The 17,009-nt window shown below is 46.1% G+C and carries 20 protein-coding genes; 7 read left to right on the top strand and 13 right to left on the bottom strand.

The window, feature by feature from the left end:
* Nucleotides 1-231: 231 nt before the first annotated feature.
* The 8 genes from fusA to fkpA all read right to left on the bottom strand — a co-directional run bounded on the left by fusA (nt 232) and on the right by fkpA (nt 6,207).
* Complete coding sequence (fusA, locus tag R8O10_RS21210; protein ID WP_005382794.1) at nt 232-2,331, bottom strand: elongation factor G; 2,100 nt, start codon at nt 2,329-2,331, stop codon at nt 232-234.
* Nucleotides 2,332-2,406: 75 nt separating this feature from the next.
* Nucleotides 2,407-2,877 (bottom strand): 30S ribosomal protein S7, encoded by a 471-nt coding sequence (gene rpsG / locus R8O10_RS21205; protein WP_005382796.1) that lies wholly within the window; start codon nt 2,875-2,877, stop codon nt 2,407-2,409.
* 101 nt (nt 2,878-2,978) lie between these two features.
* Nucleotides 2,979-3,353 (bottom strand): 30S ribosomal protein S12, encoded by a 375-nt coding sequence (rpsL, locus tag R8O10_RS21200; protein ID WP_004399892.1) that lies wholly within the window; start codon nt 3,351-3,353, stop codon nt 2,979-2,981.
* A gap of 177 nt (nt 3,354-3,530) precedes the next feature.
* Entirely contained in the window at nt 3,531-3,806 is a 276-nt protein-coding gene (gene tusB, locus R8O10_RS21195; RefSeq protein WP_065274918.1) for a sulfurtransferase complex subunit TusB, read from the bottom strand.
* A 7-nt stretch (nt 3,807-3,813) separates the two neighbouring features.
* Nucleotides 3,814-4,170, bottom strand: a complete 357-nt coding sequence (gene tusC / locus R8O10_RS21190) for a sulfurtransferase complex subunit TusC (RefSeq protein WP_065274919.1) — start codon at nt 4,168-4,170, stop codon at nt 3,814-3,816.
* Complete coding sequence (tusD, locus tag R8O10_RS21185; RefSeq protein WP_017821752.1) at nt 4,167-4,562, bottom strand: sulfurtransferase complex subunit TusD; 396 nt, start codon at nt 4,560-4,562, stop codon at nt 4,167-4,169. The genes tusC and tusD overlap by 4 nt, the downstream gene beginning before the upstream one ends.
* Nucleotides 4,559-5,281 (bottom strand): transcriptional regulator, encoded by a 723-nt coding sequence (locus R8O10_RS21180; RefSeq protein ID WP_005382804.1) that lies wholly within the window; start codon nt 5,279-5,281, stop codon nt 4,559-4,561. The genes tusD and R8O10_RS21180 overlap by 4 nt, the downstream gene beginning before the upstream one ends.
* Nucleotides 5,282-5,424: 143 nt before the next feature.
* Nucleotides 5,425-6,207: an FKBP-type peptidyl-prolyl cis-trans isomerase gene (fkpA, locus tag R8O10_RS21175; RefSeq protein ID WP_017821751.1), complete on the bottom strand. Its 783-nt coding sequence runs from the start codon at nt 6,205-6,207 to the stop codon at nt 5,425-5,427.
* Nucleotides 6,208-6,335: 128 nt separating this feature from the next.
* Here fkpA and R8O10_RS21170 point away from each other — a divergent pair, with 128 nt between their 5' ends.
* Together R8O10_RS21170 and R8O10_RS21165 are read left to right on the top strand one after the other, a co-directional pair.
* Nucleotides 6,336-7,322 (top strand): hypothetical protein, encoded by a 987-nt coding sequence (locus tag R8O10_RS21170; protein WP_318191704.1) that lies wholly within the window; start codon nt 6,336-6,338, stop codon nt 7,320-7,322.
* Nucleotides 7,319-7,546 (top strand): SlyX family protein, encoded by a 228-nt coding sequence (locus R8O10_RS21165; RefSeq protein ID WP_005381455.1) that lies wholly within the window; start codon nt 7,319-7,321, stop codon nt 7,544-7,546. Before R8O10_RS21170 ends, R8O10_RS21165 begins: the two co-directional genes overlap by 4 nt.
* Before the next feature lie 83 nt (nt 7,547-7,629).
* On the opposite strand, the gene R8O10_RS21160 is transcribed toward R8O10_RS21165, so the two are convergent.
* From R8O10_RS21160 to kefG, 5 genes are all read right to left on the bottom strand, one after another.
* Nucleotides 7,630-8,571 (bottom strand): isoaspartyl peptidase/L-asparaginase family protein, encoded by a 942-nt coding sequence (locus tag R8O10_RS21160; protein WP_065275091.1) that lies wholly within the window; start codon nt 8,569-8,571, stop codon nt 7,630-7,632.
* Nucleotides 8,572-8,702: 131 nt separating this feature from the next.
* Nucleotides 8,703-9,254, bottom strand: a complete 552-nt coding sequence (slyD, locus tag R8O10_RS21155) for a peptidylprolyl isomerase (protein ID WP_005381451.1) — start codon at nt 9,252-9,254, stop codon at nt 8,703-8,705.
* 92 nt (nt 9,255-9,346) lie between these two features.
* Nucleotides 9,347-9,547 (bottom strand): YheV family putative zinc ribbon protein, encoded by a 201-nt coding sequence (locus R8O10_RS21150; RefSeq protein WP_005381449.1) that lies wholly within the window; start codon nt 9,545-9,547, stop codon nt 9,347-9,349.
* A 33-nt stretch (nt 9,548-9,580) separates the two neighbouring features.
* Nucleotides 9,581-11,377, bottom strand: coding sequence for a glutathione-regulated potassium-efflux system protein KefB (gene kefB / locus R8O10_RS21145; protein WP_017633740.1), 1,797 nt, complete (start codon nt 11,375-11,377; stop codon nt 9,581-9,583).
* A complete protein-coding gene (gene kefG, locus R8O10_RS21140; RefSeq protein ID WP_005381444.1) occupies nt 11,361-11,954 on the bottom strand; it encodes a glutathione-regulated potassium-efflux system ancillary protein KefG in 594 nt (197 codons plus the stop codon). Before kefG ends, kefB begins: the two co-directional genes overlap by 17 nt.
* Nucleotides 11,955-12,163: 209 nt before the next feature.
* Here kefG and R8O10_RS21135 point away from each other — a divergent pair, with 209 nt between their 5' ends.
* The 5 genes from R8O10_RS21135 to R8O10_RS21115 all read left to right on the top strand — a co-directional run bounded on the left by R8O10_RS21135 (nt 12,164) and on the right by R8O10_RS21115 (nt 16,904).
* Nucleotides 12,164-14,083: an ABC transporter ATP-binding protein gene (locus R8O10_RS21135; protein WP_042523641.1), complete on the top strand. Its 1,920-nt coding sequence runs from the start codon at nt 12,164-12,166 to the stop codon at nt 14,081-14,083.
* The gene (locus tag R8O10_RS21130; RefSeq protein ID WP_005382813.1) at nt 14,080-14,568 is read left to right on the top strand and encodes a TIGR02444 family protein; all 489 of its coding nucleotides are present in this window, start codon (nt 14,080-14,082) and stop codon (nt 14,566-14,568) included. The genes R8O10_RS21135 and R8O10_RS21130 overlap by 4 nt, the downstream gene beginning before the upstream one ends.
* A gap of 87 nt (nt 14,569-14,655) precedes the next feature.
* Nucleotides 14,656-15,663 carry a hydrolase gene (locus R8O10_RS21125; RefSeq protein ID WP_318191703.1) on the top strand — a complete coding sequence of 336 codons (1,008 nt, stop codon included), beginning with the start codon at nt 14,656-14,658 and terminating at the stop codon, nt 15,661-15,663.
* Nucleotides 15,664-15,696: 33 nt separating this feature from the next.
* Entirely contained in the window at nt 15,697-15,909 is a 213-nt protein-coding gene (locus R8O10_RS21120; RefSeq protein ID WP_005382815.1) for a YheU family protein, read from the top strand.
* Between the two features lie 125 nt (nt 15,910-16,034).
* The gene (locus R8O10_RS21115; RefSeq protein WP_318191702.1) at nt 16,035-16,904 is read left to right on the top strand and encodes a phosphoribulokinase; all 870 of its coding nucleotides are present in this window, start codon (nt 16,035-16,037) and stop codon (nt 16,902-16,904) included.
* Nucleotides 16,905-17,009 lie beyond the last annotated feature (105 nt).

Raw genomic sequence — 17,009 nt, 5'->3', positions numbered from 1 at the left:
TGTTTTACCGTGGTCAACGTGGCCGATAGTACCAACGTTAACGTGCGGTTTCGTACGTTCAAATTTTTCTTTAGACACGATCGTGTTCCTTCCTAGTTATGATTCGTCGTGATCATTATTGATCGACGACGCGCCAGAAATTGTTATTTTATGCGCCAACGCCCGTTAGCGCAATATTTGGACGCCCTGATCTCGCAAAAAGTCGTAAACTTTTTGCAGTTCAATCGTCAATTAGTAACCACGCTCTGCAATAATTTTATCTGCGAAGTTTTTCGGCACTTCAGCGTACTCGTGAAACTCCATAGAGTAAGACGCACGGCCTTGAGTTGCAGAACGTAGATCAGTTGCGTAACCGAACATTTCGGATAGTGGTACTTGAGCACGGATGATCTTAAGACCAGCCACACCTTCGTCCATGCCTTCAATGATACCGCGACGACGGTTTAGGTCACCAACAACGTCACCCATCCAGTCTTCCGGAGTGGTTACTTCGACATTCATCATAGGTTCTAGAATCACAGGTTGTGCTTCTAGTGCACCTTTCTTGAATGCCATCGAGCCAGCGATCTTAAACGCCATCTCGCTTGAGTCTACATCGTGGTAAGAACCATCAAATAGTGTAGCTTTAATATCTAGTACAGGGTAACCCGCTAGAACACCACTATTCATTTGCTCTTCGATACCTTTCGATACCGAACTGATGTATTCCTTAGGAATCACACCGCCCACGATTTCGTCTACGAATACGAAACCTTCACCAGGCTCAGAAGGCTCAAGTTTGACCCAAACATGACCGTATTGACCACGACCACCTGATTGACGAACAAACTTGCCTTCAACTTCCGCTTTACCACGAATGGTTTCACGGTAAGCAACCTGAGGTTTACCAACGTTACAATCAACGCTGAATTCACGCTTCATACGATCAACGATAATGTCTAGGTGAAGTTCACCCATACCTGAGATCAGAGTCTGACCTGATTCGTCGTCCGTTTCCACGCGGAATGATGGATCTTCCGCTGCTAGTTTACCTAGCGCGATAGCCATTTTCTCTTGGTCTGCCTTAGAACGAGGCTCTACAGCAATCTGAATAACTGGTTCAGGGAACTCCATGCGCTCTAGAATCACTTTGTGGTTCTGATCACACAGTGTGTCACCTGTTGTTACGTCTTTCAGACCGATAGCAGCTGCAATATCACCAGCGCGAACTTCTTTCACTTCTTCACGCTTATTCGCATGCATCTGAACGATACGACCGAAACGCTCTTTCTTCTCTTTTACTGAGTTGTAAACAGCGTCACCCGAGTTTACAACACCGGAGTAAACACGCATGAAAGTTAGCGTGCCCACGAATGGGTCAGTCGCAATCTTAAACGCTAGCGCTGAGAAAGGTTCGTTGTCGTCAGCATGACGCTCAACTTCATTTTCTCTTTCGTCGACACCTTTAATTGCAGGTACGTCAACAGGCGATGGCAAGAACTCAACTACTGCATCCAGTACCGCTTGAACACCTTTGTTCTTAAACGCACTACCACAAGTAGCCAGTACGATTTCGTTATTTAGTGTGCGAGTACGTAGAGCTTGTTTGAGCTCAGCTTCAGTCAATTCACCTTCTTCAAGGTACTTGTCCATCAGCTCTTCGCTAGCTTCAGCAGCGGATTCAACCATGTGGTTGCGCCACTCTTCAGCAAGTTCAATCATGTCAGCTGGGATGTCTTCGTAAGTAAACGAAGTGCCTTGATCGGCATCATTCCAGTTGATCATTTTCATCTTGATAAGGTCGATGACACCTCTGAACTCATCTTCCGCACCAACGTTCAGCTGGATTGGAACAGGAGTCGCACCAAGACGATTCTTAATTTGGTTCACAACGCGTAGGAAGTCTGCGCCCGCACGGTCCATCTTGTTTACAAATACCAAACGTGGAACGTGGTATTTGTCTGCTTGACGCCATACAGTTTCAGACTGAGGTTCAACACCAGATGAGCCACAGAACACAACCACAGCACCATCAAGTACACGAAGAGAACGCTCTACTTCGATAGTAAAGTCAACGTGTCCAGGGGTATCAATGATGTTTACGCGATGCTCAGGGAACTGTGCTTCCATACCACGCCAGAATGTAGTAGTCGCAGCGGATGTGATAGTGATACCACGCTCCTGCTCCTGCTCCATCCAGTCCATGGTTGCTGCACCATCGTGAACTTCGCCGATTTTGTGAGAAAGGCCAGTGTAGAACAGAATACGCTCAGTTGTGGTTGTTTTTCCTGCATCTACGTGAGCACAGATACCGATATTACGGTATAGCTCAATAGGAGTTTTACGAGCCACGATTGTATCCTCTTACTAAGGTGTACCTTAGAGTATAGAAAAGTGCTGCGAGAGAACCTCGCAGCACAGAAGGTATTACCAACGGTAATGAGCGAACGCTTTGTTTGCGTCAGCCATGCGGTGAACGTCTTCACGTTTCTTAACCGCAGTACCTTTGTTCTCAGACGCGTCTAGCATTTCAGCAGCTAGGCGTTGAGCCATAGATTTTTCACCACGCTTGCGCGCAGCTTCAACCAACCAACGCATAGCAAGTGCGTTACGGCGAACCGGACGTACTTCTACAGGTACTTGGTAAGTTGAACCACCAACACGGCGAGATTTAACCTCTACCGCTGGGCGAACGTTTTCAAGAGCTTCTTCAAAAATAGCTAAGTGGTCTTTACCAGACTTTTCAGCCATAGCATCTAGTGCAGTGTAAACGATTTTCTCTGCAGTAGATTTTTTACCGTCAACCATTAGGATGTTAACGAATTTTGCCAGCAATTCAGATTTGAATTTTGGATCTGGAAGGATCTTACGCTGACCAATGACGCGACGACGTGGCATGGATTTATCTCCGTTGTCTTCTTCAGGTTTTATCCAAAACTTTTCAGTTTTTTCAAAAAATTAAAAATAATTTAGTGTTTGGCCTTACTTAACGGAATCCATTAAGACTTAGGACGCTTCACACCGTACTTAGAACGACCTTGTTTACGGTCATTTACGCCAGCACAGTCTAGTGCGCCGCGAACAGTGTGGTAACGCACACCTGGAAGGTCTTTAACACGACCACCACGGATTAGAACAACTGAGTGCTCTTGAAGGTTGTGACCTTCACCGCCGATGTACGATGTAACTTCGAAGCCGTTTGTCAGACGTACACGACAAACTTTACGAAGTGCTGAGTTAGGTTTTTTAGGTGTAGTAGTGTAAACACGAGTACATACACCACGTTTTTGTGGGCACGCTTCTAGTGCAGGCACGTTGCTTTTAACAACTTGCTTTGCACGTGGCTTACGTACCAACTGGTTAATAGTTGCCATTAACTAGCTCCTGATTTACTTGAAAGTAAGCTTTGTGAAAAATCTATCCCCAACTGCCAATGCAGTTAGGGACGCAAAATTCTATGCAGCAGTGAGAGGTGTGTCAAGAAATATACGGATCTTTTTTGTTCAATTAGAACAATTCATCCGTAAAGCTTTGTCGACAGCAAATCTTGTTCAATCCCAAGTTAGGGATTTATCCTGTTTTGCTGTTAGTTCAACGAAGCCTGAGTAATTCACAATCGTCAGCGATGGACTGATACGATTTGCAATACCGCGAGCTTGCGCATCGCTCTCTAACACAAATACGCTGAGGTTTTTTAGATGGGAAAATGCTTTATGTTGCGAGTTAGCAGCGTACACTGCATCTTCTATAAGTAAGATGTCATCCTGTTCACTGCATAAGGGCATGGCGTCTTCTAGAGCAGAGACTGTTTTTATGATGTGTAACATACCTTCCTCAAAAAGACAGTAGCTTGCCAGCGTGTTGTAACTTATCTTTGAGCTGTTCTGAGCTTAACGCTTGGGCTTCAATGACTAAATCCGCTTGCGCCAAACCTCGCTGGGTTAACGACTCTGAACACACAAAGACTTGTTCGATGTCGTATAAATCGAAAAGCTTTAACATCGGCGCGTAATCTTTACTCAAAATATTGTTGGGGTTTTGTCCGAGTAGAAGCTGGTATACCCCGTCACCCATGAAAATGACGCTGATATCTTCACAGTAAGCCGACGCGGCTAACAGTGCATCCACACCTTCACGACCAGCTGCACTGCCATGTGGCGCACTACGAAATAGATAAGTTAACTGACTCAAAACTGTACCACTCTGTCTTGGGTTAACATCGCTTCAGCTAGGCTACCTAAGCCTGCTTGTTCAAAACCATCGGCTAGATTGTTCTGAACCAAACCATGTTGATTCGCTTCTTCTTCACTTACAATCCCGCGACGCAAAGCGGCCGCGACACAAGTTTCTAGGCGAACACCATGCTCTTTAGCCAAAGACTGCCACGCCTTATTGAGATCAAATTCATCGTTGGCTGGCACACTCAAAGCAGTACCATTAGTCACACCATCTTGATAAAAGAAGACGCTCACTAGCTGATGGCCTTGCTCTATCACCGCTTTGGCGAACTGATAAGCACTGCGCGCTGACTGGCTGCCATAAACGGGACCATTCACCACTAACGTGTAAGTCAGTTTACTCACCTTTCATCATCCTCGGTTTTACGTTGACGAATGTACAAGTAAACGGTGTGTTTTGAAATATTAAGGCGATCCGCGACACGGTTGATGGCATCTTTAATATCGAAGATACCTTTGTCGTACAACTCCATCACGATCTGGCGATTTTTGGTGTTGTTAGACACGGATTTATCCGCATTGATCTCTTCGATGGTGCGTTCAACAGTTTGGTCCACCAGCTCTTCTACGTCACTAGCAAAGTTGACCGAGGAAGCCGCTTCTTTCGCTTCTTGCGTCGGCATGAAAGACTGAAGAACTTGCGAGAAAGGCGCATCCAAGTTGACGTTGATACACAACAAACCAATCACGCGATTTTCGCCATTACGAATGGCGACAGTAATCGACTTCATCAACACGCCACCTTTTGCACGGGTAAAGTACGAACGTGAGAAGTTGCGCTCCGAGCCTTCGATGTCTTTTAGCATCTTAAGCGCTAAATCAGTGATTGGTGAGCCGACTTGGCGCCCCGTGTTTTCACCGTTAGCGATTTTAATTGCAGAGGTATTTAAGTCTTCTAGAGAGTGAAGAACGATTTCACAAAATGGACCTATCAGGCTGGCGATACCATCCACGACCGCCTCATAAGATCTTAAAATGATTTTGTCGTGCTCGGTAAACGGCATCACGTTAACGGATTCCATTTCGAGCAACATCTCCGCGTTTATTGTTTCTGTAGTTGTCATAAGCCTTCGAGCGAAAAATCAACAAATTGGTGTAAGTTTATCAGAAAATTTGAAAAGCAACCTAGCAAACTCACCAACTAGTGACCTAGAACAAAAAAGGCCCGTTAAACGGACCTTTTTCAATAACTTATCGCAGCTTATTGTTATTGCTCTGCGTTGTCGTTCTCAACTTTTAGCAGCTCAACTTCAAATACTAGCGTTGAGTTAGCAGGAATGCTTGGTGTGTCTTGGTCACCGTATGCTAGCTCTGGCGGGATAACGAATTTGAATTTAGAACCCACAGGCATTAGCTGAACACCTTCTGTCCAACCTGGGATTACACGGTTAAGTGGGAACGTTGCAGGTTCACCACGATCGTAGGAGCTGTCGAACTGAGTACCGTCGATCAGAGTACCTTTGTAGTGTACTTGAACCGTATCAGTGTCTTTTGGCTTCTCACCTTCAGCTGGTGTCATTACTTGGTATAGAAGACCTGTATCTGTCTTCACTACGCCTTCTTGCTTCTCAAACTCAGCACGGAAATCATCGCCAGCTTTTTTCGCTTCAGCTGCTTTCTCAGCCGCTTGTGCTTGCATCTTTTCTGCAACACGCTTGTCTAGAGATTCTAGTGCTGCACGTGTTTCTTCTTCATTCAATTCAGCATTGCCTTTGAAGACGTCTTCAATACCTTTTAATACCAAATCTTTGTTAAGATTAATGCCGATTTCGCTTGGCTTGTCGATGCTTGTGCTTAGGTAGTTAGCAAATGAAACACCGATTGCGTATGCCGCTTTGTCGTCGTCGGTTTTAAAGTGAACCGCTTTACCGGTTTCTGCTTGAACTTGTTCTGCTTGAGGTGCGGTTTCTGTTTTAGTTTCTTCTTTCTGACAACCTACCGCTAGCATGACTGTTGCAGCAAGTAGCGACACTTTTAAAACTGATTTCATTAAATTCTCCCAATAATGGCTCTGCCATTGGTTGTTGTGCACAAATCTTCTATGAGACTAGTGAAGACAATCGTTATACCAATATACTAGCTATATGTCTTAAGACACAAACCGGATTATTAGATGTGATGCAAAGAATTTTTCATTTATTCCTATATTTAATTGTCATCACCACGTTAAATGGTTGCTTTTTCGCCGAGCGTGAAGTGCAGCGTTGGCCGATAGAACCTCAAGGTGCGACGAGCTTCGCACTTAGCAGAGATGGACGGTTTGCTCTGCTCTATTCTCAACAACGTCATTTGATGTTGTGGGACCTAGAGCAAAATGAACAACTAGCCAATCTGGGTGAACTCGATGCCGATGCCAATGTGGTTTCCCATATCCGCATATCTGACAATGGTCGCTACGCAATTACAGCAAGCCAAATGAACTTCGCAGTTTGGGACCTAGGCTGGACGCAATCCGAAGGCCTTTGGTCTATCTCTGATGCGCTCATTCGCGACGTTGATATCACCAGTAATGGTGAACAAGTTCTGCTTGGGTTATCCAACGGTAAAGCAATTTATGTCAACTTAGTCACCGGGCGTCGCATGGAGTTCCTTGCGCATCGTGAAAAAGTCAATTCCGTGGCCATTTCTCCTAATGGGCGCTTCGCCCTAACCGGAGGTAATGACTATAAAGCGTATCTGTGGGATACCGAAACCGGACAAGTACTACGAACCTTCGAACATGAACAACGAATTGTTCGCGTGGCCCTGCAAAGAGATGGAAAATTAGCAATGACATCTGATGGCGGAAACCAAGCGATTGTTTGGAATTTAAAAACTGGACAAGAAGTCACACAGTTGAGCAGTTGGTCACGCCAATTAATTTTCTCTACCGCACGATTTTCTGACGACGGGACTCAACTAGTCACAGGAAGCCCTTCTGGCTGTGTGTCGATATGGGATACTCAAACCGGAAAACGAATGAGTGGATTTGAAGTGGAGCCCAAAAAAGACACTCGCCCTCCCCGTGCGGTCGTGTATGATGCAGCCTTTGATTCAAAACAACGCGTAATTACTGCTACTTCAGCAGGTATTGCCCAAGCTTGGCAGTTAGAGAACGGATCATGACAGAAAAAATCATTCAGCAATTGGAAGCACGCATTAATGACTTAGAATGTCAGCTTGCGTTCCAAGAACAGACTATTGAAGATCTGAACGGCGCTTTATCGCAGCAACAACTGCAAATTACCAAGATGCTCGATCAGATGAAATATGTGGTAGGTAAAGTAAAAAATATGGACTCGTCGAATTTAGCCGATCCGTCAGAAGAAACCCCACCACCGCATTATTAAAATGCAGGCTCAAACAGCATAAAGCCCAGAACATGTTCTGGGCTTTGTTGTATTGATTACTTAAGAAGGTTCTCAAGAGGAAGCTATTCGTCGGCGTAGATTTTAACGCTCAGCTCGCCTTGCGTATTAATGCCTGCTCGGTACATGCCAGAACTGTTCATCGCAAAGTGCATCTCACCTTTAGCATCAATGGCAATCAAACCGCCCTCTCCGCCCATCTGTTTGAGAGCACCTTGGATAATGTGTTCACAAGCCGTATGAATATCTTCTTGTAAGTAACGCATACGTGCTGCAACGTCTTCCGCAACACGTTTACGAATAAAGAACTCTCCGACACCCGTAGTGGAAACTGCCACAACGCCATTTTCGGCCACCGTACCACAACCAATCAGAGCCGAATCTCCGACTCGGTTGTATTTCTTATTCGTCACGCCACCCGTACTGGTGGCAGCGGCTAAGTTACCTTGTTGATCTAACGCTACCGCACCAACCGTACCGTGCTTACGGTCATCTGGGTAACGAGATTCCGACAAAGCAAACAGTCCTTTCTCACGCATAGACAGCAACTGCTCATAACGGCGATCAGTAAAGAAGTAATCTTGCTCGGTATACTCATGTCCTCGCTCAAAAGCAAACTTCTCTGCGCCCTCACCCACCAACAACACATGATTGCTGTTTCGCATCACATCACGAGCGAGCTCAATTGGGTTTCTGATATGACGAACCCCAGCGACCGCACCTGCTGCAAGGTTTCGCCCATCCATCACAGAAGCGTCCATTTCTACCATTTCGTTGTTGGTCAGCACTGAGCCTTTACCCGCATTAAAGTTAGGAGAGTCTTCCAATACTTTCACTGCCGCTACGACGGCATCTAAGGCTTCACCGCCCGTTTCTAGAATTTGATGTCCCGCTTTTACCGCAGCTTCTAAATCCGCCAAGATGGATTGTTGCAGCTCATCGCTCATCTGTTCACGCAAGATGGTGCCTGCACCGCCATGAATGGCAATCGAGAAAGGTTTCGTCATCGCTTTGTCCAACTGTTATTCCTTGTATGGTTGGCACTACACCTTAGATAAACAAAAAGCGCAAGTTGAAAACTCAACTTGCGCTTTTCAAAGCTTTGCTAGATAAGATTATCTAGTGAAGGCGCTTATGATTAGTGAGAACCACAGCTACCGCCGCCACAGCAGCCGCCTTCTTCTTCGTGATCGTGGTCATGATCGTGACCACCACAACAGCCACCACCTTGATGGATGTGACCGTGTTCGATCTCTTCTGCTGTTGCTTCACGTGTAGACATAACTTCTACTTCGAAAGTTAGTGTTTGACCAGCTAACATATGGTTACCGTCAACAACCACTTCGTTGCCGTCAACTTCTGTTACTTCAACAGGGATTGGACCTTGGTCAGTGTCAGCTAGGAAGCGCATGCCCACTTCGATTTGCTCAACGCCTTGGAACACGTCCGCAGGAACGCGCTGTACTAGCGCATCGTTGTGCTCACCGTAAGCTTCTTCAGGAGCTACCGTTACTGAGAACTTGTCGCCAGCCACTTTACCTTCAAGTTCTTTTTCAAGACCTGTGATTAGGTTGTTGTGACCGTGAAGGTAATCTAGAGGTGCTTCTGCTGTTGATTGATCAACAACGACACCGTCTTCCATCATTACTTTGTATGCAAGGCTTGCAACAACGTTCTTTTCAATTTTCATACTAACTCCAGGGAGATTAATTGACTTAACCTGAATGGGGTTAAGTACTGAGATATCTGGGTGTATTATGGGGATCAATTATCGAAGTTCAATTACTCCGGCTTAAAAATTCCGATCATTTCCTGATCTGAGTGTTTATTTTTCTCTACAGATTGTGGTTTGCGCTGCTCTGTAAACTCACACTCGACACACTCAACTAACTCGATGTTATTTTCAATCCACCAGCGCAGGGTATCTTGCTGGCTGCAATTTGGGCAGCTAGCGCCGGCAATAAAACGTTTCTTGATTTTCACGCTATTTCCTTAGCTTGAGTCTTGGCTCAAGTACTACTTCCAATGATTAGGTGACTGATGGTCGCTCTCCATTTCACGACCAAATATTTCTTCTAGCTCTTTGCGGGCCTCTTTCGCTCTTTGAGCTAATTTCTTATCTTCATTGTGTTGAGGCAATAAGTCCTTAAGCATAGCATTATCTAACTTGCGAAAATGTGCTTCTGCCCGCTTTGCTTGATAAGGATGCATACCCAGTTCTACGAGCGCTTGGCGACCGAGATCTAGTGCCCCTAGAAATGTTTCACGAGAGTAATTCTCTACACCATGACTCATTAACTGGTAAGCCTCGACACGGCTTCTTGCTCGGGCTAACAACTTAAGTTTCGGGAAGTGCACGCGACAAATGTCCACGATGGCCATCACCTCATCAGGTGAATCAGTACAAATAATCAATGCTTCCGCTTTATCAGCGCCAGCAGCCCTCAATAGGTCAATTTGTGTAGCATCGCCATAAAACACTTTGTAACCATACTTACGTAATAGGTGGATTTGGCTGGCATCACTTTCTAATACTGTCACTTTAATTTTATTGGCATACATTAAACGTCCGACGATCTGACCGAAACGTCCAAAGCCTGCAATGATAACGCGTGGTCGGCGATCCACGACTTTCGTGGTCATGCCCTCTTCTTCTTGATTCAGGGTATGAGCAAACCACTTCTTTTGTCCCATCAGCAAAAGAGGAGTCGTCACCATGGATAGACTGACCACCACCAACAGAAACGCCACTTGCTCTTTGGACAAAATGCCCTCTTGGCTCGCCGCGGTAAATATGACAAAGGCAAACTCACCGCCTTGGCTCAAAATTGCAGCCATACGGCTTCTCGCTTTGGCTCCGACACGGGCAGCTCTCGCCAATGCATACAAAACCAAACCCTTAACCACGACCAAAGCCACCACCGCACCGAGAATCTCTAAAGGGTGTAATGCCAATAACCCCAAGTTTACCGCCATGCCCACCGCAATAAAGAATAACCCCAACAACAGACCTTTAAATGGCTCGATAGCGATTTCCAGCTCATGGCGATACTCACTCTCTGCCAGCAAAACGCCTGCTAAAAAAGTCCCCAATGCCATCGAAAGGCCAAGCTTTTGCATCACGACCGAAATGCCAAGCACGACTAAAAGTGCAGCAACGGTAAAGAGCTCACGAACGCCGCTCATCACGACAAAACGAAATAGCGGACGTAGTAAAAAGTGACCTCCAATCAACAGTGCTACCACACTGCCTAAAATAGTGAAGACATCCAACCAACTTCCACCACTATGCCCGCCTGCTAGCAAGGGCAACATCGCCAGCATCGGGATCACTGCAATATCTTGAAAGAGCAGCACCGCAAAACCAGATTGCCCCGTTTCGGTACCATTAAGCCCTTGCTCTTCAATGACTTTAAGCGCAATCGCCGTCGAGGACAGCGCCAACCCCATCCCGATCACCAAACTCACTTGCATGCTTACGCCAAACATACTGACGACACTACCAATCACGGCGGTCGTGACCACAACCTGCGCACCGCCTAAACCTAAAATCGGCCCTCGCATCTGCCACAATTTTTTAGGGTTTAATTCCAGCCCTATCAAAAACAGTAACAACACAACCCCAAGCTCGGCAAAATGCAAAATGGCATCAACGTCGCTAATTAAGCCAAGCCCCCATGGGCCAATCAACACACCAGCGAGTAAATAACCTAAAACCGAGCCAAGCCCAAGGCGCTGAGCAATCGGCACCGCAATAACCGCAGCCGAAAGAAAGACCACACTGCTTTGAAGAAACTCACTGGTGATCGCCATACTGACCTCCTCGATCTGCCGCTTGCCAGTTTTCAAGTGGGTTACTCAGCCATCCACGGTATAACTCGGCATGTTCGTAGCGTTCAATATCTGAAACATTTCTTGACCAATACAACACCAGTGGTTCAATCCAGTGCATCTGGCATAGGGCTGCCGTCAGTTCAAACGGTTGCAAGATTTGCTCAAGTGGGTATTTGTTGTACCCCTTCGCGCTGAAGGCTTCTTCTTTACCACCTGTTGTAATGACACTGCGCCAGTATTTTCCTTCTAGCGCCGCACCTCCGCCAAACGCAAAGCCTTTACCTAACACTCGGTCTAGCCACTCTTTTAATAGGGCTGGACATGAATACATATAAAGTGGGTGGTGAAATACGATCACATCGTGAGCGAGCAACAACTCATGTTCGTAATTCACATCAATAAAGAAATCAGGGTAAACACCGTAAAGGTCGTGCACAGTGACGTGATCAAGCGACTGAGCTTTTTTTATCATCACTTGATTGGCAATCGAGTTATGTGGCTCTGGATGAGCATAAATGACCAGAACTTTTGGGAGAATAGACGGTGCAACAGCCAAATGGTCGTCCTTGTGGTTATTTTTATCCGTTATCAAATTGTTATACTTTTTTGTACAGCATAATGCAATTAAAGCGAATCAATCGACTTTTCCGGTCAATACCCCTACTATTCACCGCTAGATATATACCCAAGTGGCTTTAAAAACGATTGAAACCACTTCGCTATGTAACCAAGCAACGCGCACTGCGCAAAGTGAATGAAAACTTTATGATTACCTTCTCTGATATTCAGTTACTGCGTGGCGGTAAACCTCTTTTAGACCAAGCATCTGCGACTATTCACCCTGGCGATAAAGTCGGTCTTGTGGGCAAAAACGGCTGCGGTAAATCAACGCTGTTTGCCCTACTGAAAGATGAACTGTCAATTGATGCAGGCTCATTTAGCCAACCTCAACATTGGGAGTTGGCCTGGGTCGCACAGGAAACGCCTGCGCTAGAGCGCACTGCACTGGAATACGTCATTGATGGTGATCGCGAATACCGCGCTCTCGAAAAGCAGTTAGCTGAAGCAGAAACACAAGACAACGGAACCCTAGTTGCCGAGATACACGGTAAAATTGAAACCATTGGTGGTTACAGCATTCGCGCTCGCGCGGCAGAACTGCTCGATGGTTTAGGGTTCAGCCAAGAGCAAATGAGTTGGAGTTTGACCCAATTCTCGGGTGGTTGGCGTATGCGTCTTAACTTGGCTCAAGCGCTATTGTGTCGTTCTGATCTACTGCTACTCGACGAACCAACCAACCACTTGGATTTGGACGCGGTAATGTGGTTAGAGCGTTGGCTACAAAACTACCCTGGCACGCTGATTCTGATCTCGCACGACCGTGACTTCCTTGATCCAATTGTTGGTCGCATCATTCACATCGAGAATCAGCAGCTGAACGAATACACGGGTAACTACTCGTCATTCGAAAACCAACGCGCACAAAAGATGGTGCTGCAACAAGCGATGTTTGAAAAGCAACAGAAGCAGATGTCGCACATGCAAAGCTACATCGACCGCTTCCGTTACAAAGCATCAAAAGCACGCCAAGCCCAAAGCCGTATCAAAGCTTTGGAGCGCATGGAAAAAGTACTGCCAGCTCAATTCGATAACCCATTTAGCTTTCAATTCCGTGAGCCAGCTGCGCTGCCAAACCCAATCATGATGATGGATGAAGTATCTGCAGGTTACGGTGACAACCTCATCTTAGAGAAGATCCGCTTGAACTTGGTTCCTGGCAGTCGTATTGGTCTACTCGGCCGTAATGGTGCGGGTAAATCGACCTTAATCAAGTTGCTCTCTGGTGAACTTAACGCGCAAGGTGGTGACCTAACTTACTCACAAGGCGTGAAAATTGGTTACTTCGCTCAGCACCAGTTAGAAACGCTTCATCCTGAAGAAACGCCGCTGCAACACATGATGCAAATCGCACCCGATCAAACCGAACAGCAGCTACGTGATTACCTAGGTAGCTTTGGCTTCCAAGGTGACAAAGCACTAGAAAAAGTTGCGCCGTTTTCTGGTGGCGAAAAAGCCCGTTTGGTATTGGCTTTAATTGTGTGGCAAAAGCCAAACCTGTTGCTACTTGATGAACCGACCAACCACTTAGACTTGGACATGCGTCAGGCATTGACGATGGCACTGCAAACATTCGAAGGTGCGATGGTGATTGTTTCGCACGACCGTTACCTATTGCGTGCTACGACCGATGACTTGTATTTAGTGCATGATCGACAAGTTGCTCCGTTCGACGGTGATTTAAATGACTATTATAAATGGTTAACCGAACAACAAAGAGCGGAACGCAAAGAAGCGCAGGCTGCGCAGCCAAGCAAAGATACGGCCAACAGCGCAGCTGCGAAGAAAGAGCAAAAACGTCGCGATGCAGAGTTTCGAAAACAGACAGCGCCAATTCGCAAAACGCTGACACAACTAGAAAATAAAATGGATAAGTTAGGTGCTGCACTGGCCGAAGCTGAAGAACAATTGGCGGACAACTCACTGTATGCGGCCGAAAATAAAGCTAAACTTAACCAAGTGCTGGCACTTCAAGCTTCCAGTAAAGCTGAGCTCGAAGAAATTGAAATGGAATGGATGTCTGCTCAAGAAACGTTGGAGCAGATGGAGCTAGAGTTTAATCAATGAGTAATCAACACGCTGAATACACACTCACCCTAGAACACCTTTGGCAGTTTAGTCTGCAATTTTATGGTGTGCGAGAAGTGAAAGAGGCGTGTTTATCATTACAGAACAATTATCACGGTAACGTGAACCTACTCCTGCTGCTCAGATGGCTCGATGAGCAGCAACTCATTTTCCAAGAAAAAGACTGGCCCTTGGTGCAAGACTGTCTAGGTAGGAGCGAAACTTTACTTCACTCCTTTCGCGACCTTCGTCGCCACCTTAAGTCTCAAGTCAATGACGCTTTGTATCGTGAGACCTTGCAGTTTGAGCTGCAACTAGAAAAGCAGCAACAAGCGGATTTGGTGGACTGCATTAACTCACTTGCACTACTCAAAAATGATGGTGACCCACTGACGTTGAGATACTGTCGTCAACTCGGTGGGGAGCATTTGCAGCAAGCCTTTGCTATGCCGGTGCCAAACATTCAACCACCAAAACGCCCATAAATCTGTAGAATACCTATAATCTTTATAAAGGATTATATTAATAAGTTCTTCAACGGACACCGAAGGACCGCATAAGAGCAGTTAGGTATGACACAATTTTTCGCAGCCGCCGGGATCAAAAACCCGCATCTCCAAACGCTTTTGCCGCGTTTTATTCGCAAAAAAGCGTTGTTTACGCCGATTTGGCAAACCCTCGATACATCCGATGGCGACTTTCTCGATCTCGCGTGGAGCGAGGACCCAACCCAAGAGCCTGCACTAAAAAAGCCGATTTTTGTTTTATTTCATGGGTTAGAGGGATGCTTCTATAGCCCTTATGCCAATGGGCTAATGAATGCATTTGCTCAATCTGGATGGCTGTCGGTGATGATGCATTTTCGTGGCTGTAGCGGTAAGCCAAACAAGAAAGCTCGCGCCTATCATTCTGGTGAAGTGACTGACGCCCGCCACTTCTTAGAGCACCTTGAGCAACGCTTTCCTGATAACCCCAAAGTTGCGGTTGGTATTTCTCTTGGCGGTAACATGTTGGCGAATTATTTAGCCCAATATAAAGACCACCCTATTTTGAATGCAGCGACTATTATCTCAGCGCCTTTAGACCTAGCGGCGTGTGCGAACCGTATAGAACAAGGCTTTTCAAAAGTGTATCGCCGTTATCTGCTTTCTTCACTGAAACGTAACGCGTTACAAAAGCATCATCTACTGCATGGTGAGCTTGCGCTGTCCTACAACTCAATAAAACGTGTCACACGGCTGTATGAATTCGATGATTTGATTACCGCACCATTGCATGGCTTTAAAGACGCACAAGATTATTACGATCAATGTTCAGGCTTAAGTAAATTACAACAGATCAAGCTACCGACACTGATCATTCACGCCAAAGACGATCCATTCATGACCGACGATGTGATCCCGAAATTTGTTCTGCCAGATAACATTGATTACCGTCTCTTTGAGCACGGTGGCCATGTTGGCTTCCTGACAGGAACGGCGTTAAAACCTAAGTTTTGGTTGGAGGAAGCGCTGCCCGCGTATTACGAAAGTATCGCCGCAGATTACCTTTCTGCTGTATCCAAGCAACGAACGCAGTAAACTAGCCGCTCATCATAAAAGTTAGAGGTATTTATGATCATTCCATGGCAAGACATTGCGCCGGAAACATTGGAAAACTTAATTCGTGAATTCGTCTTACGCGAAGGAACGGATTACGGAACCGTCGAGGTTTCTTTGCAAGACAAAATTGATCAAGTTAAAGCTCAATTGGAAAAAGGTGAAGCGGTTATCGTGTTCTCTGAGCTACACGAAACCGTCGATATTCAACATAAAACAAAATTTTAGACCCTTCACATTTTACCGTATCCCACTCGATGACAAGGTATTGTTACGTGCTATAGTGGGATATCGACCGTGCAGTAGTAACTCTACTGCACATTACAGGTAAGTAATTTTCGACAAGGTTTGTCATGTCAGCTAAACACCCAATTATTGCGGTTACTGGTTCGTCCGGTGCCGGCACGACCACTACATCTGAAGCCTTCCGTAAAATGTTCAATATGATGAACGTTAAACCCGCATGGGTTGAAGGCGATAGCTTCCATCGCTTTACTCGCCCAGAAATGGACATCGAAATTCGCAAAGCCCGCGAGCAAGGTCGACACATTAGCTACTTTGGCCCACAAGCTAATGACTTCCCGGGATTAGAAGAGTTTTTCCGTAAGTTCGGGAATGACGGCACTGGCAGCGTGCGCCGTTATCTGCATACGTTTGACGAAGCAGTTCCCTACAATCAAATGCCAGGCACGTTTACACCGTGGCAAGACTTACCCGAAAACAGCGACGTGCTGTTTTATGAAGGGTTACATGGTGGCGTGGTCGATGGCGAGGTTAATGTTGCTCAACATGTGGATTTCTTAATTGGCATGGTGCCGATTGTGAACTTAGAGTGGATCCAAAAATTCGTACGTGACACTCGCGATCGCGGCCATTCGCGTGAAGCGGTAATGGACTCAATCGTGCGATCCATGGACGATTACCTCAACTATATCACTCCGCAGTTTTCTCGTACTCACATCAACTTCCAGCGCGTACCGACCGTTGATACTTCCAACCCACTTAATGCAAAAGGCATCCCTAGTTTGGATGAGAGTTTTGTGGTGATTCGCCTACGCGGTATCAAGAATGTCGACTTCCCATATCTGCTGGCCATGATTGATGGCTCATTCATGTCACGCCACAACACGATTGTCGTACCCGGCGGTAAGATGAGCTTTGCAATGGAGCTCATAGTTCGGCCTATCCTACAACAGCTCATCGAAACAGGGAAAATTGGCTAAAAACCTGCCTGCGAAGATGTTTACTTTTCATACCGTGATCATGTGCACAGTTTTGCTTACAAAATCTCAATCATGGCACGATTAAAATCAAGAAATCGTTTTCGA

It is taken from the genome of Vibrio sp. 1727 (assembly GCF_033344415.1).
In the GTDB taxonomy this organism is placed as follows: Bacteria; Pseudomonadota; Gammaproteobacteria; order Enterobacterales; family Vibrionaceae; genus Vibrio; species Vibrio alginolyticus.
The sequence above is the reverse complement of the archived record's forward strand: the minus strand, read 5'-3'. Positions and strand labels throughout refer to the sequence as shown.

Excerpts from the sequence above, each read along its gene's own strand:
- rpsG (WP_005382796.1), bottom strand. The coding sequence starts at position 2,877 with ATGCCACGTCGTCGCGTCATTGGTCAGCGTAAGATCCTTCCAGATCCA.
- rpsL (WP_004399892.1), bottom strand. The coding sequence starts at position 3,353 with ATGGCAACTATTAACCAGTTGGTACGTAAGCCACGTGCAAAGCAAGTT.
- tusB (WP_065274918.1), bottom strand. The coding sequence starts at position 3,806 with ATGTTACACATCATAAAAACAGTCTCTGCTCTAGAAGACGCCATGCCC.
- R8O10_RS21180 (WP_005382804.1), bottom strand. The coding sequence starts at position 5,281 with ATGACAACTACAGAAACAATAAACGCGGAGATGTTGCTCGAAATGGAA.
- fkpA (WP_017821751.1), bottom strand. The coding sequence starts at position 6,207 with ATGAAATCAGTTTTAAAAGTGTCGCTACTTGCTGCAACAGTCATGCTA.
- R8O10_RS21170 (WP_318191704.1), top strand. The coding sequence starts at position 6,336 with ATGCAAAGAATTTTTCATTTATTCCTATATTTAATTGTCATCACCACG.
- R8O10_RS21165 (WP_005381455.1), top strand. The coding sequence starts at position 7,319 with ATGACAGAAAAAATCATTCAGCAATTGGAAGCACGCATTAATGACTTA.
- R8O10_RS21160 (WP_065275091.1), bottom strand. The coding sequence starts at position 8,571 with ATGACGAAACCTTTCTCGATTGCCATTCATGGCGGTGCAGGCACCATC.
- slyD (WP_005381451.1), bottom strand. The coding sequence starts at position 9,254 with ATGAAAATTGAAAAGAACGTTGTTGCAAGCCTTGCATACAAAGTAATG.
- kefB (WP_017633740.1), bottom strand. The coding sequence starts at position 11,377 with ATGGCGATCACCAGTGAGTTTCTTCAAAGCAGTGTGGTCTTTCTTTCG.
- R8O10_RS21135 (WP_042523641.1), top strand. The coding sequence starts at position 12,164 with ATGATTACCTTCTCTGATATTCAGTTACTGCGTGGCGGTAAACCTCTT.
- R8O10_RS21130 (WP_005382813.1), top strand. The coding sequence starts at position 14,080 with ATGAGTAATCAACACGCTGAATACACACTCACCCTAGAACACCTTTGG.
- R8O10_RS21125 (WP_318191703.1), top strand. The coding sequence starts at position 14,656 with ATGACACAATTTTTCGCAGCCGCCGGGATCAAAAACCCGCATCTCCAA.
- R8O10_RS21120 (WP_005382815.1), top strand. The coding sequence starts at position 15,697 with ATGATCATTCCATGGCAAGACATTGCGCCGGAAACATTGGAAAACTTA.
- R8O10_RS21115 (WP_318191702.1), top strand. The coding sequence starts at position 16,035 with ATGTCAGCTAAACACCCAATTATTGCGGTTACTGGTTCGTCCGGTGCC.